This window comes from Bradyrhizobium sp. JYMT SZCCT0428, from assembly GCF_018131075.1.
Taxonomy (GTDB): Bacteria; Pseudomonadota; Alphaproteobacteria; order Rhizobiales; family Xanthobacteraceae; genus Bradyrhizobium.
Genome location: NZ_JAFCLS010000054.1, coordinates 1 through 14,431, shown reverse-complemented (window position 1 = coordinate 14,431; position 14,431 = coordinate 1). Strand labels below are relative to the sequence as shown.

The window sequence follows — 14,431 nt, the reverse complement described above, 5'->3', positions numbered from 1 at the left end:
CGCAGAATGGCCCGGATGCCTGTACAGTTTCGCCTCAACGGCTCGGATCGCGCGGTGTTCGTCGAGCCGGCGGAAACGCTGCTCGGCACGATCAGGCGCGGGCTCGGCGATTTCGCCCCGAAGTTCGGTTGCGGCCAGGGCACCTGCGGCGTCTGCACCGTGCTGGTCGATGGCGAGCCGCGGCTGGGGTGCCTGACGCTCAGCGTGACCTGCGAGGGGCGATCGATCGAAACCGCGAGCGGGCTCGCCGACGGGCCGACACTGCATCCGCTGCAGGCCGCCTTCATGGAGCATTTCGCCGCGCAGTGCGGTTTCTGCACGCCCGGCATGCTGATGGCCGCGAAGGCGCTGCTCGACCGCAATCCGAATCCGACGCGTGTCGAGGTCGTCGAGGCGATCGCCGGCAATGTCTGCCGCTGCACCGGTTACGAGCCGATCATCAACGCCATCCTGGCCGCCGCGCAGCAGCGCGGCGCCCGCCGCGCCTGAGGAGATCCCGATGCTGGAGTTTCGCAAGGATCTGTTCGCCGACGAGCGCGACGACAATCTCAACGTGATCGGCAAGGGCGAGCAGCGCCAGGACATGCTGGGGCATGTCACCGGCCGCACCCGCTTCTTCGACGATCACGGCTTTGACGGCCTGCTGCATCTGAAGGTCGTGCGCTCGCCGCACCACCACGCCCGGATCCGGAGCATCGACGTGACAGCCGCGGAGCGCGCCCCTGGCGTCAAGCGCGTGATCCGGGGACAGGACGTTCCGCTCAACAAGAACACGCTGCTCAGCCTGATCGATTTCGGCAAGGACGACGAGCCGACGCTCGCGGTCGACAAGGTGCGCTACAAGGGCGAGCCGATCGTCGCCATCATTGCCGACAGCGAGGCGGAAGCGCTGGCCGCGGTCAAGCTTGTTCGGGTCAGCTATGATCCGCTGCCCACGGTGTTCGACGTGCAGGAGGCGCTGAAGCCGGGCGCGGTCGTCGTCAACGAGACCTATCCGGGAAACTATTTCGAGTATCACGACAAATACGACCATCAGAAGCTGCGCTTCGGCGATGTCGAGGCGGCGTTCCGCACCGCCGATCACGTGCTCGAGGAGCGCTACCAGATGTCGCCGATCGAGCACGCCTCGACCGAGACCAACGGCACCATCGCGGCGCCCGAAACCAACAACCGCTACGTCGTGCATTCCTGCGCGCAGGGCCTGTTCTTCTCGCTCGGCACCACCGCGAAAATCCTTGCGCTGGAATCCAACCGGCTGCACTTCATCGGCGGTACCGTCGGTGGCGGCTTTGGCGGCAAGGTCGACTCGCTGACCGAGCCGCTGGCGGTGCTCGGCGCAATCCTCACCGGTCGGCCGGTCCGCTATGTGCTGGGGCGCGAGGAGGAGATGCAGTTCGCCTCGCCGCGCGGGGCCGAGCGGCACGTCATCAAGGACGGCGTGATGCGCGACGGCCGTATCGTCGCGCGGCAGATCACCTCCTATTTCGATGCCGGCGCCTACACGCGGCTGACCAGCTACGGCGTGGTCAAATGCGTCGCGCACATGCCGGGCCCCTACACGATCCCGAATGTGCGCGGCGATGCCTATTGCGTCTTCACCAACCGCGTGCCGGCCACCGCGATGCGCGGCTTCGGCGTCACCGGGGTGGACTTCTCGATCGAGGTGCAGATGGACAAGCTGGCGCATCTGGTCGGCATCGACCCGATGGAGTTCCGCATCCTCAACGCCTATCGCGACGGCGACATGAAGGCGCATCGCCGTGTCGCGCACAACACCGCGCTGATCGAATGCGTGCAGGTCGTGGCCGAGAAGGTGAACTGGCCTTTGAGCGAGACGGCGCGGCGCGCTTCGTCGCTGAGCGGCGGCGGCGGCCCGCGCGCGGCCATACCGCCCACGGTGACCGATGAGAGCGGCCGGATCGGCAGGCCGGAGACGCGGCAGGCGCCGCCACAGCTGACGCCGGGCGCGGCACCGCTACCGGCGCATCAGCCGCGGCCCGCCGTGCCGGTCTATCAGCCGCCGCCGGCGCATCAGCCGGCGGCAGCACTGCCGAATTATCCGGCGCAGCCAGCCGATGCTGCGCCCTTGCCGGCTCCGGCGCCGCCGGTTCCGAATGCGCCGGCACCACCCCAACACGGCGCGGCGCGGTTCTCGTCAGTGTTCACACGGAGGCGCTGAGATGGCACGGCATCAGGGGCGCGGAATGGCGTCCATCAACTACCCGATCGGCATGAATCTCGGCGGCGATCCCAGCCAGGCGCTGGTGCATGCCAATCCGGACGGCAAGTTCACCGTGGCGCTGTCGGCGATTGATCTCGGGCAGGGCATGAAGCAGGTCAGCCGGCAGATCGCGGCAGAGACGCTGGGCGTGCCGATCGAGGACGTCTATGTCGATACCGCCGACAGCGACACCGGTCCGCACGACATGGGCTCGTTCGCCTCGCGCGGCACGCATCGCGTTGGCAATGCGGTGATCGTCGCCGCAAAGGAGGCGCGGGGCGTGCTGCTGGAGGCGGCCGCCGAGGAGCTCGAGGTCAACGCCGACGACCTCGTCACCGACGGCAAGGGCAACATCCACGTCCGCGGCGCGGCGTCGAAATCGATCACCGTGAAAGCCGCGTCGCAGGCGGCGCAGTTCAAGCAGGGCAAGACGATCTCCGGCCGCGGCATCTTTCTGATCCCGCTCTCGACGGTCCATCCGGAGACCGGCGAGATGTCGCCGGTCACCGCCTATGCTCATGCCTGCCTCGTCGTCGATCTGGAGGTCTGCGACGAAACCGGTGACGTCAAGGTCAACAAGCTGACCAGCGCCTATGAGCTCGGCCGCGCGCTCAATCCGAAAATGGTCGAGCAACAACTGGTCGGCGGCGCCTGGATGGGCATGAGCCACGCGCTCTACGAGACGCCGGAGCCGTATTATCCAAACCCCGAACATGGCGGGCGCGACTACAACCAATATCTGATGCCTGGCCCCGGCGACATCGCGCCGCACGACATCACGGTGCTGGAGCGGCCGGCGCCGGATGGTCCGTTCGGCGGCAAGGGCCCCGGCGAGATGTGCGCCAATCCGGTGCTGCCGGCGGTCGCCAACGCGATCTTCAACGCCATCGGCGTGCGCATCGATACGCTGCCGATCACCCCGGAAAAGATCCTGCGCGCATTGAAGGCGCAGGGCGGCGCGCGGCCGCAAGTCCGGCGCGCATAGGGGCATCGGGATGGCGATGCGCGGTAGTGTTGGTGGGATCGATCGGCCGGAGAAACTGGCCGAGGCGCTGCGCGCGGCCTATTACCTCGCCGATGACGGCTTTGCGACCGCCGGTTATCTCGCGCTCGCGCTCGGCAAGCCGTTGCTGCTGGAAGGCGCGCCGGGTGTCGGCAAGACCGAGGCCGCCAAGGCGATCGCCGGAATCATGGGGCGGCAGTTGATCCGGCTGCAATGCTATGAGGGCATCGATTCCGCCGCCGCGCTGTACGAGTGGAACTACCCGCGCCAGATGCTGGCGATCCGCCAGGCAGGCGACGAGCCGATCGACATCTACCGCGACGATTTCCTGATCGAGCGGCCGATGCTGGCGGCGCTGCGCCGGCCGGACTCGACCGTGCTGCTGATCGACGAAATCGACCGCTCCGATCCTGAGTTCGAGGCGTTCCTGCTTGAATTCCTGTCGGATTTCTCGATCTCGATCCCGGAGCGCGGCACGCTGCGCGCGCATGAACGCCCGGTGGTGATCCTGACTTCGAACCGCACCCGCGATCTGCATGAAGCGCTGCGGCGGCGCTGCGTCTATCACTACATCGCCTATCCGGACCCGGAGCGCGAGGCGCGGATCATCATGATGCGTTCGTCCTCCGTCGCCGAGGCCACCGCGCGCGCGATCGTGACGGCGGTCGGGCGGCTGCGGCAGGAGCCGCTGACCAAGCCGCCCGGCGTCGCCGAAGCGATCGACTGGGCGGAGGCGTCGACGCTGCTGGCGAAAACCGGCGCGCCGTGGCCGGACGCGTTCCGCCGCGCGATCGGCGTGGCGCTGAAGGACGAAGAGGATCTTGCCTTCATCGCACCGCGGCTCGACGCCATCATCGCGGAGATCGCGGCATGACGGCGCTTGCTCTGCCGCGCGCGGCCCGGCCGCTGCTGGATTTCATCGCGCTGCTGCGCGGCAATGGCTTTCCGGTCGCGCCGGAACAGGGTCTGGCCTTTCTGCGCGCGATCGAACTGCTCGGCCCGCGCGATATCGAGGACATCCGCCGTGCCGGCGTCGCCACGCTGGCGCCGCCGTTCGAGCGGCAACCCGATTTCGACATGCTGTTCGACATGCACTTTCTCGGCCTTGCCGGCGTGCTGTCCGATCAGGTCGCCGAAAGCGACGAGGAGCTGAAAGTTCAGGACGATGGCGCGGGCTATGACGCGCCGCTATCGGACGAGACAAACGAAACCGGGCAGGCGGCGACATCAAGCGAGGCGCTGTCGCGGCGCGCGCTGCGGCCGGACGACGAGAGCCATCAGCTGGCGCGTTTCAGCCGGCACCTGCCGGCTCGCCTGCCGCGCCGCCGCGGCTATCGGATGCGTTCCGCCAAGCGCGGCGGGGGCTTTGACCTGCAGCGCTCGCTGCGGGACGCCATCCGCACCGATGGCGAGCTCGTCCGGCTGCGCCGCCGCGAACGCCAATTGCGGCCTCGCGCCATCCTGCTGCTGATCGACGTGTCCGGCTCGATGAAGGCGCGCTCCGACGCGCATCTGCGCTTTGCCCATGCGCTGGTCAACGCAACTCCGCGCGTCGAGGTGTTCACGTTCGGCACGCGGCTGACGCGGCTGACCCGTGCGCTGCGGCTGAAGAACCGCGAGCAGTCGCTTGCGGTCGCCGCGGATCTCGTGGCCGACTGGGACGGCGGCACCCGGATTGGCGATGCGCTGGCCGCCTTCCTCGCGGTGCCACGCTTCGCCGGCTACGCCCGCGGCGCGCTGGTGCTGGTGCTGTCCGACGGGCTCGAGCGCGGCGATCCGGCGCAGATGATCCGCGCGGTCGGCCATCTCGCCGCGCGCGCCTGGCGGATCGACTGGCTGACGCCGCTGGCCGCCGCGGCCGATTATCGCCCCGAGACCGCGGCGCTGCGCGCGGTGCTGCCGATGCTCGACAGCGTCGCCAATGGCGCGACGACCGAGCGGCTGTGCCGGCATGTTCTCGATCTCTCACGACGGAGGGCCGCCCGATGACCAAGCCTGCGTCCGGCTGCGTCGATGCGCATCATCACATCTGGCGGCAGCAGGATCTGCCCTGGCTGCTCGGTCCGATGCTGCCGCGGATCTTTGGGCCCTACGAGCCGATCCGCCGCGACTACACCATCGCGGAATATCTGGCGGATGTCTCCGCCGCCGGCATCACGCGATCGGTTTACGTGCAGGCGAACTGGGCACCGGCGCGCTTCCTCGATGAGGTCCGCTATGTCAGCGACGCTGCGCGGGAAACCGGCTGGCCGCACGCCATCGTCGCCTATGCGGATTTCACCGCGGAGGATGTGCGGTCGCAACTGGAGCAACTGGCGGCGTTCCCGCTGGTGCGAGGCGTCAGGATGCAGCTGCACTGGCACGACAATCCGCAATATCGTTTCGCATCGGGTGCGGATCTGGCGCGCGATCCCACGCTCCGGCGCAACATCGCGCGATTGAGCGAATATGGCTGGGCCTTCGATCTGCAGGTGTTCGCGCCGCAGATGGCCGGTGCGGCCGAGCTTGCCGATGCCTGTCCCGGCGTCAGCTTCGTTCTGCAGCATGCCGGCATGCTGGAGGATTTGTCGCCCGCCGGCATTGAGAGCTGGCGCGCCGGCATGGCGCTGCTGGCGCAGCGGCCCAACGTTGTGGCGAAGCTGTCCGGCCTCGGCACCTTCCTGCATCGCAATGACCCCGCGCATATCGGCTTCGTGGTCGGTGAAACCGTGCGGCTGTTCGGCGCCGGCCGCTGCATGTTCGGCTCCAACTTTCCGATCGAAAAACTCTGGACCCGCTACGAGGCGTTGTTCGATGCCTATCGCGCGGCGACGCAGTCGCTGTCCGCCGCGGACCGGCAGGCGATCTTTCACGACACCGCCGCCGGCATCTACCGGCTGGCCTGATTTCAGAAAACAACGGGATTCAACGAGGGGAAAAATCACATGGCGCTCGAAATCAAGATCCTGGACTACGGCGACATCGAGCTGGAATCCAGCTTCCTCGTACTGGGGCGCGATTGCGGGCACACCAGGCGGGTATACACTTACGGCTTCCTGATCCTCGGAGGGCCGTGGCCGATGGTGGTCGATACCGGCTATCGGCACAACCAGATCATGGAAAGCCTCGGCATGCGCGGGCTGCAGCACCATGAGAACATGATAGAGAACCAGCTCGCGAGATATGGCGTGCGGATGGGCGATGTGCGCTACGTCATGCACACCCATCTCCACATCGACCATGCCGGCAAGGACGAGTTGTTTCCGATGAACACGACGGTGCTGCTGAACCGGCGCGAACTGGAATATTCGGTGTCGGGCCTGATGCATCCGCAATATCCGGCGCCTGACATCAAGCACCTGATCGACCGGTTGCACACCCGCCACGCGCTGCGGCTGGAAGATCTCGAACTGTCCGGCCCGATCGAGGTCTGCCCCGGTGTAACCGTCGATGCGGCGGGCGCTCACACCGAAGGCTCAATGAACATCCATGTCGAGACCGCCGAGGGCCGCGCCACCATATGCGGCGACGTGATCTACGATTTCAACGACCAGATCGTGAATCCTTTCCACGAACTGCATCACAACGAGCCGCGCACCACAGGCAACCACGGCAACACCAAGCGCGAGGAGAAGGCGGCGATCAAGCGGCTGCTGTCCGGTTCGCGTTTCCTGCTGCCGGTGCATGACAAGCCGGCCAAGATCGAGCACGGCCAGGTCGTGGCGCGCCTCGACATGGCGGTGCCGGGACCGATCGTGCAATCGCTGCCGTCACGCAATTGGTTCGCGGCATGAGCTGCGGCTCCGGAGACCAGCGATGACCACGCATATCGCGCTGCGCCCTTCCTTTGCCGACCTGATCGACCTGTGGGCGCCGGTGCGGCAGGCCGGCACCGGATTCCAGTTCACGGAAGGTCCGGTCTGGCACCCGAAGGCGCATGATTTGCTGTTCTCCGACATGCCGGGTGACGTGCGCCGCCGTCTCGACGGGCAGGGCATTCGCGAGGCGATGCGTCCGGCCAACAAATGCAACGGCATGACCTATGATGCCGGGCTGAACCTGATCGTCTGCGAGCACGCCACTTCCACGCTGGTGCGCGAACGTCCCGACGGGCGGCGCGAGATTTTGGCGTCGCATTTCGACGGGCTGGAGCTGAATTCGCCGAATGACGTCTGCGTCAAGTCCGACGGCGCGATCTATTTTTCCGACCCGTGGTACGGCCGGATGCCGGTCTACGGCGTCGAACGGCCGCGTCAGCTCGGCTTCCAGGGCGTCTATCGCGTGCCGCCGCGTGGCGGCGAGCCGCAATTGCTGGTCGACCGCTATCTGTTCGATCAGCCGAACGGGCTGTGCTTTTCGCCGGATGAGCAGCGGCTCTACGTCAACGATACCGTCAAGCATCTGATCCGCGTGTTCGACGTCGATGCCGGTGGCGGTCTCGGTAACGGGCGGGTGTTCGCCTCCAACATCGTCTCGGCCACGGAGCCCGGCGTGCCTGATGGCATGAAATGCGACGCGCTCGGCAATGTCTGGGTTTCGGCGCCGGGCGGAATCTGGGTCTATGCGCCGGACGGCAGATTGATCGGCAAGCTGCGCGTTCCCGAACTGGTCAGCAATCTGACCTGGGGCGGGCCGGATTGGCGCACGCTCTACATCACCGCGACGCATTCGGTCTATGCGGTGCCGGTGAAGGTCGGGCCGCGCAACGAACCCTATATGCGTGCCAGCCAGAACGCGCCGGCCGCAGCCCGGCCGGCACCGGCTCCGGTGGCTCCGGTGGCCACTGTCAATCGGTCTGCGGCCCAGCTCGCCGAGCCGGGTTACGCGGTCGATCCGATGCGCTGTGCGCTGATCATTCAGGACATGCAAAACGATGTGGTGATGGACGGCGGCGCTTTTGAGTCGTCCGGTTCGCCGGCACATTGCCGCGAACAGAACGCCATCGCCAACGCGAAGCGGCTCGCGGAGGCCGCGCGTGCGCGCGGCGTCATGGTGATTCACGTCTGGTTCGTGGTGGAGCCCGGCGCGCCGGGCGTTACGGCGAATGCGCCGCTGTTCGAGGGGTTGATCGACGCCAAAGCACTGGTGCGCGGCACCTGGGGCGCTGCGCCGGTGCCGGGGCTCGAGCCGCACGCCGGCGACCAGGTGGTGGAGAAAATGCGGATGAGTGCCTGGGAGGGCACGAGGCTGGAGGCGATGCTGAAGGCGGCCGGGCGCGATTTCGTCATCGTCACCGGCGCCTGGACCAATATGTCAATCGAGCACACCGCCCGCACCGGCGCGGACAAAGGCTTCTACATGATCGTGCCGGAGGATTGCTGCTCGACGATGAACGCCGAATGGCACATTGCCGCGGTGAACTACGCGATCCAGAACGTGGCGATGGTGACTCGCGCTGACGATCTCATCGCTGCATTGTCCTGATCTAGGGTAGAAATCTTCGTTGCAGGACTATGCGATGGGATTACCCCGGAAGAGGGCTCTACCCTGGCGACGAGGCACATGGACAAGTGTACCAGGTTGGGGTGTCCTCAGCCCGCCCATCGTGCCGCTCTGCCGCCGGCGCAGCGACGCGCCATCCACACGATGGGGCATTTGAAGCACGTATCAAAATAATCCGGAAGGGCTTCGTCGTAGCGAGGGGACTAATTGTCTGGCCGCTTCTTGTGAACGGGATTTGAGTCCAATTCTGACTCAGGTCTGCCCGGGCACATATCCACTATTGCCCTTGCGCAGCGAACGCAGCCTTCCGCCCCACATGAGGAGGGCGCTATGGCGACTGTGAATGGCTTCGACCTCGACAACTCCACTTCTGGCGTCAACGCGACGGGCTCCTACTCCGAAGGCGGGTCTGCAATCCGGTTAGCGCCGAGAGCGACCGTAAGCGCGAGCGGCAACTTCAACGGCCAGACGCTGACCATTTCGGGGTTGCTGGCCGAAGATCAGATCGGATTTGGCAACGGTGTCACCATTGTCGGCAATAGCATCCGTATTAACGGCAACACCATTGGCACGTTCGCGGGAGGCTCTGGCGGCGCGAATTTCGTCGTCACCTTCAACAGTAACGCGACCGATAACCGGGTTCAGACTGTCATCCGCAATCTGACCTTTCTGGATACGAGCGACGCTCCCACAACCAGCCAGGCTCTCACGTTCAATCTCGCGGGGACCAGTCGCACTGACACGCTGACTGTCACGCCGGTGAACGACCGCCCACTCGTTGATCTCAATGGCCCGGGGACCGGCAACAATGCGACCGACGCGTTCATCGAGCAGACCCCGAGCGTGATTGCGCCGGTCGCGACGATCTCCGATCCCGACTCGCCAAACGTCACTTCGCTTACTGCCAGGCTGACGACGCGTCCGGACGGAAATGCGGTCGAGCAGCTTTCGCTCAACGCTTCTGCAGCCGCCGCTGCCGCCGGGCTGACGGTGAGCTACAGCCAGGCCACCGGTACGCTATCGATCACTGGCTCCGCCTCGCAAGCCACCTATCAGGCGATCCTGCAAGGCATCCAGTACAACAACACCAGCAATCAACCGACGTCCTCCAACCGGACGGTTCAGATCGTTGTCGGTGACGGCACGGACGCCAGTGTAGCGCGCAGCGTGACCGTCAGCGTCGCGGCCGCAAATGATGCGCCGGTGGTCGACTTGAATGGCGGGGCGGCAGGCAGTTCGGTGTCGCTTGCGTACAGTGTCGGCAGTCCGCTGACTAAGATCGCGCCCGCAGGCACGGTCATCGATGTCGATTCGACGAATTTCAACGGCGGCGCGCTGCGCGTCGCCTTCACTCAGAACGGTGTGACGACAGACCGGCTGGGCATCATAGCCGATTCGGTGGTCACCTTGACCAACGGCGGCAGCACCGTGCGCGTCAACGGCACTACCATTGGCTCCGTGTCGGGCGGCACCAATGGAACCGATCTTGTCATCACGTTCAGCAACAACAATTCCACACCGGCGGCGGTGCAGATTCTGCTCGAGCACATCGGCTATGCGAACACCTCCGGCAGCCCGTCGACGCAGCCCCGTCAGCTTGCGTTCACCCTCAACGACGGTGACGGCACCGCCAATGGTGGCCAGAACATCGGGAGCGCGACGGCGACGATCACCTTCCCGTCGACAAATGCGCCTCCGGTCCTGACCGGGGACCTAGCGGCGACGGTATCGGAGGGCGGCACCTATGCCATCACCACGGCCGACCTGAACTTCACGGACCCCGACGACGTCGCGTCGGGTGTGACGTTCACGGTGACCAACCCCGTCAACGGCACCGTGCTGGTGAACGGGTCTTCGGCGGCCAGCTTCACGGGCCAGCAGTTGGCGGACGGGCTGGTCTCGTTCCAGCACAACGGCTCGGAAACGTCGTCGGCGTCGTTTGCCGTGTCGGTGGAGGACGGCAACGAGGACGGCTCGACGCCGGTTGCGCAGAGCTTCAACTTTGGTGTCACGGCGCAGAACGACGCGCCGGTTCTGACAGGCGACCTGGCGGCGACGGTGTCGGAGGGTGGCAGCTATGCGATCACAACCGACGACCTGAACTTTACCGATCCGGACGATGTCGCGTCGGGTGTGACCTTCACGGTGACCAACCCTGTCAACGGCACTGTGCTGGTGAACGGGTCATCGGCGACCAGCTTCACGGGCCAGCAGCTGGTGGCCGGGTTGGTATCGTTCCAGCACGACGGTTCGGAGACGTCGGCCGCGTCGTTTGCCGTGTCGGTGGAGGACGGTAACGAGGACGGGTCGACGCCGGTAGCACAGACCTTCAACTTTGGTGTCACGGCGCAGAACGACGCGCCGGTCCTGACCGGCGGGCTGGCGGCGACAGTGTCGGAAGGCGGCAGCTATGCAATCACGACGGCCGACCTGAACTTCACGGACGCGGACGACGGCGCGTCGGGTGTGACGTTCACGGTGACCAACCCTGTCAACGGCACCGTGCTGGTGAACGGGTCATCGGCGACCAGCTTCACGGGCCAGCAATTGGCGGACGGGCTGGTGTCGTTCCAGCACGACGGCTCGGAGACGTCGGCGGCGTCGTTTGCGGTGTCGGTGGAGGACGGCGACGAGGACGGCTCGGCGCCGGTAGCGCAGACCTTCAACTTTGATGTCACAGCGCAAAACGACGCGCCGGGTCTGACCGGGGACCTGGCGGCCACGGTGTCGGAAGGCGGCAGCTATGCAATCACAATTGCCGACCTGAACTTCACGGATCCGGACGACGACGCATCGGATGTGATGTTCACGGTGACGAACCCGGTGAACGGCACGCTGCTGGTGAACGGATCCTCGGCGAGCACCTTCACGGGCCAACAGCTGGCGGACGGGCTGGTGTCGTTCCAGCACGACGGCTCGGAAACCTCGGCGGCATCGTTTGCCGTGTCGGTGGAGGACGGCAACGAGGACGGCTCAACGCCGGTGGCGCAGACCTTTGACCTGACGGTGACGGCACAAAATCAGGCGCCGGTCTTGACGGGCGATCTGGCGGCGACGGTGTCGGAAGGCGACACGTATGCAATCACGACAACCGACCTGAACTTCACGGATTCGGACGATGCCGCCTCGGATGTCACGTTCACGGTAACTAACCCCGTAAACGGCACCGTGCTGGTGAACGGATCATCGGCGGGCAGTTTCACGGGCCAGCAATTGGCGGACGGTCTGGTGTCGTTCCAGCATGACGGCTCGGAGACGTCGGCGGCATCGTTTGCGGTTTCGGTGGAGGACGGCGACGAGGACGGTTCGACGCCGGTTGCGCAGAGCTTCAACTTCAGCGTCACGGCGCAGAACGATGCGCCGGCCCTGACGGGCGGCTTGGCGGCGACGGTGTCGGAAGGCGGCAGCTATGCGATCACGACGGCCGACCTGAACTTCGCGGACCCGGACGATGTCGCGGCGGATGTAACGTTCACGGTGACCAACCCTGTTAACGGCACACTACTGGTGAACGGGTCATCGGCGAGTAGCTTCACGGGCGAGCAGTTGGCGGATGGGCTGGTGTCGTTCCAGCATGACGGCTCGCAGACGTCGGCGGCGTCGTTTGCGGTTTCGGTGGAGGACGGCGACGAGGACGGTTCGACGTCGGTGGCGCAAAGCTTCGACCTGACGGTGACGGCGCAGAATCAGGCGCCGGCCCTGACGGGCGATCTGACGGCGGCGGTGCAGGAGGGCGGCACCTATGCAATCACGGCGACCGACCTGAGTTTCACGGATCCGGACGACGGCGCTGCGGATGTGACGTTCACGGTGACCAACCCGGTGAACGGCACGCTGCTGGTGAACGGGTCATCGGCGACCAGCTTCACGGGCCAGCAGCTGGCGGCCGGGCTGGTGTCGTTCCAGCATGACGGCACGGAGACGTCGGCGGCATCGTTTGCCGTGTCGGTGGAGGACGGCAACGAGGACGGCTCAACGCCGGTTGCGCAGAGCTTCAACTTGACTGTGTTCAATGTTGTCGGTGGTGAGGAAGTCACCTTGACCACCGGAACGGACGTGCTTCTACCCAGCGCCGTCAATACGCGGGTAATAGGCAACGCTTCGACGCTCAATTCCGGGGACGATCTTGACGGGGGCGACGGGTTTGATTCGCTGGCCCTGTTCGGGGGCGGCACGTTCAACTTGAACGCCCTTGCGGGCTTTGCCAACTTCGAGAAGGTGGAGGTCGTCAACACGTCCTCGACGACGCCGGTCACGCTGACACTGAGGGACGGCACGACAAGCGATGTGACGATCGGCGGGGTCGCCTTTACGACCCAGATCAATTTGTCCGGCACCGCCAGCGCCGGTACCATTCAGGGGGGCGCCGGAAGAGATACTATGACGCTCTCCGGCAACGCCAGTGCAACGACCATTCTGGGTGGTGACGGCTTCGATACTGTGATGCTCTCCGGCAATGCCAGCGTAACGACGATCGACGTTGGCAACGACAGTACTTTTAGTGGTCAGTTGGTGCGTCTTGCTGATGCTGCCAGTGCCACGATCATTCAGGGGGGAAGCTCGTCCGATACCGTTCAACTATTAAGCAGCGGAAGTGCCAATGTCACGACGATCAACCTCGGTGCCCAATTTGATACTATATTCGTCGGCAGCACATCCGCATGGAATCCCAACATCGCCATCGATGCAGGGACAGACAGTGACCAACTGGTTTTTTCCAGCTCCGGTCAAACCTATGATCTGCGGCCGGCAACATTGACCAATATCTCTAATCTATCGGTCGGCACCAACTCCGTGCTCGTGGATGGTGACACCCTGACGGGCTTCACCGGCATCTCCGGGAACTCGGGCGGCAAAGTCGTGACCGGCGAGGCGACGTTCGACCTGACCGGCAAGACGATCTCGGGTCTCGCCGTTCACAGCAGCAATGCCACCGGCACTCACTGTCTTCGGCGGCACCGGCGATGACACGCTCCAGACCTCAAGCTTCGCCTTCACCGCCTCCGAACGCGAAGCAATCTTCTTCAGCTCGTCGATCGAGACGATCGTCGATACCGAGGGGACATTCCATTCAGACCCCAATGCGATCGTCCTCACCGAGGGCGCCGATGTTCTCGCCTTGACGGCGGACGACGATACGGTCAAGGGCAACGCCTTGACGCTCAATCCCGGGGACGATCTTGACGGGGGTGAAGGGTTTGATTCGCTGGTCCTGTTCGGGGGTGGCACGTTCAACTTGAACGCCCTTGCGGGCTTTGCGAACTTCGAGAAGGTGGAGGTCGTCAACGTCTCGACGACGCCGGTCACGCTGACGCTGAGGGATGGCACCACCAGCGATGTGACGCTCGGCGGGAGCACGTTTACGAGCCAGATCAATCTGTCCGGCACCGCCAGCGCCGGTACCATTCAGGGTGGCGCCGGAAGAGATACTATGACGCTCTCCGGCAACGCCAGTGCAACGACCATTCTGGGTGGTGACGGCTTCGATACTGTGATGCTCTCCGGCAATGCCAGCGTAACGACGATCGACGTTGGCAACGACAGTACTTTTAGTGGTCAGTTGGTGCGTCTTGCTGATGCTGCCAGTGCCACGATCATTCAGGGGGGAAGCTCGTCCGATACCGTTCAACTATTAAGCAGCGGAAGTGCCAATGTCACGACGATCAACCTCGGTGCCCAATTTGATACTATATTCGTCGGCAGCACATCCGCATGGAATCCCAACATCGCCATCGATGCAGGGACAGACAGTGACCAACTGGTTTTTTCCAGCTCCGGTCAAACCT

9 protein-coding genes and 1 pseudogene are annotated in these 14,431 nt (G+C 65.0%); all 10 read left to right on the top strand.

Features of this window, described 5'->3' with window-relative positions; translation table 11 throughout:
* Positions 1 to 6 precede the first annotated feature (6 nt).
* Positions 7 to 489 (top strand): (2Fe-2S)-binding protein, encoded by a 483-nt coding sequence (locus JQ575_RS36395; RefSeq protein WP_212038027.1) that lies wholly within the window; start codon positions 7 to 9, stop codon positions 487 to 489.
* 10 nt (positions 490 to 499) lie between these two features.
* Positions 500 to 2,179, top strand: coding sequence for a xanthine dehydrogenase family protein molybdopterin-binding subunit (locus tag JQ575_RS36390; protein WP_212038026.1), 1,680 nt, complete (start codon positions 500 to 502; stop codon positions 2,177 to 2,179).
* A gap of 1 nt (position 2,180) precedes the next feature.
* Positions 2,181 to 3,206: a xanthine dehydrogenase family protein molybdopterin-binding subunit gene (locus tag JQ575_RS36385; RefSeq protein ID WP_249167145.1), complete on the top strand. Its 1,026-nt coding sequence runs from the start codon at positions 2,181 to 2,183 to the stop codon at positions 3,204 to 3,206.
* Between the two features lie 10 nt (positions 3,207 to 3,216).
* The gene (locus JQ575_RS36380; RefSeq protein ID WP_212038024.1) at positions 3,217 to 4,098 is read left to right on the top strand and encodes a MoxR family ATPase; all 882 of its coding nucleotides are present in this window, start codon (positions 3,217 to 3,219) and stop codon (positions 4,096 to 4,098) included.
* A complete protein-coding gene (locus JQ575_RS36375; protein ID WP_212038023.1) occupies positions 4,095 to 5,213 on the top strand; it encodes a VWA domain-containing protein in 1,119 nt (372 codons plus the stop codon). Before JQ575_RS36380 ends, JQ575_RS36375 begins: the two co-directional genes overlap by 4 nt.
* Positions 5,210 to 6,109: an amidohydrolase gene (locus JQ575_RS36370; RefSeq protein WP_212038022.1), complete on the top strand. Its 900-nt coding sequence runs from the start codon at positions 5,210 to 5,212 to the stop codon at positions 6,107 to 6,109. The genes JQ575_RS36375 and JQ575_RS36370 overlap by 4 nt, the downstream gene beginning before the upstream one ends.
* Before the next feature lie 39 nt (positions 6,110 to 6,148).
* On the top strand, positions 6,149 to 6,997 hold the full coding sequence (locus tag JQ575_RS36365) for an MBL fold metallo-hydrolase (protein WP_212038021.1): 849 nt from the start codon (positions 6,149 to 6,151) through the stop codon (positions 6,995 to 6,997).
* A gap of 22 nt (positions 6,998 to 7,019) precedes the next feature.
* Positions 7,020 to 8,627, top strand: a complete 1,608-nt coding sequence (locus JQ575_RS36360; RefSeq protein ID WP_212038020.1) for an isochorismatase family protein — start codon at positions 7,020 to 7,022, stop codon at positions 8,625 to 8,627.
* 348 nt (positions 8,628 to 8,975) lie between these two features.
* Positions 8,976 to 13,613 (top strand): cadherin-like domain-containing protein, encoded by a 4,638-nt coding sequence (locus JQ575_RS36355; RefSeq protein WP_212038019.1) that lies wholly within the window; start codon positions 8,976 to 8,978, stop codon positions 13,611 to 13,613.
* Positions 13,573 to 14,431 (top strand): annotated as a pseudogene (locus JQ575_RS36350) (hypothetical protein); the annotation flags it as partial. The gene JQ575_RS36355 and the pseudogene JQ575_RS36350, both read left to right, overlap by 41 nt.

Coding starts and splice junctions, on each gene's coding strand:
- JQ575_RS36395 (WP_212038027.1), top strand. CDS start 7: ATGGCCCGGATGCCTGTACAGTTTCGCCTCAACGGCTCGGATCGCGCG.
- JQ575_RS36390 (WP_212038026.1), top strand. CDS start 500: ATGCTGGAGTTTCGCAAGGATCTGTTCGCCGACGAGCGCGACGACAAT.
- JQ575_RS36385 (WP_249167145.1), top strand. CDS start 2,181: ATGGCACGGCATCAGGGGCGCGGAATGGCGTCCATCAACTACCCGATC.
- JQ575_RS36380 (WP_212038024.1), top strand. CDS start 3,217: ATGGCGATGCGCGGTAGTGTTGGTGGGATCGATCGGCCGGAGAAACTG.
- JQ575_RS36375 (WP_212038023.1), top strand. CDS start 4,095: ATGACGGCGCTTGCTCTGCCGCGCGCGGCCCGGCCGCTGCTGGATTTC.
- JQ575_RS36370 (WP_212038022.1), top strand. CDS start 5,210: ATGACCAAGCCTGCGTCCGGCTGCGTCGATGCGCATCATCACATCTGG.
- JQ575_RS36365 (WP_212038021.1), top strand. CDS start 6,149: ATGGCGCTCGAAATCAAGATCCTGGACTACGGCGACATCGAGCTGGAA.
- JQ575_RS36360 (WP_212038020.1), top strand. CDS start 7,020: ATGACCACGCATATCGCGCTGCGCCCTTCCTTTGCCGACCTGATCGAC.
- JQ575_RS36355 (WP_212038019.1), top strand. CDS start 8,976: ATGGCGACTGTGAATGGCTTCGACCTCGACAACTCCACTTCTGGCGTC.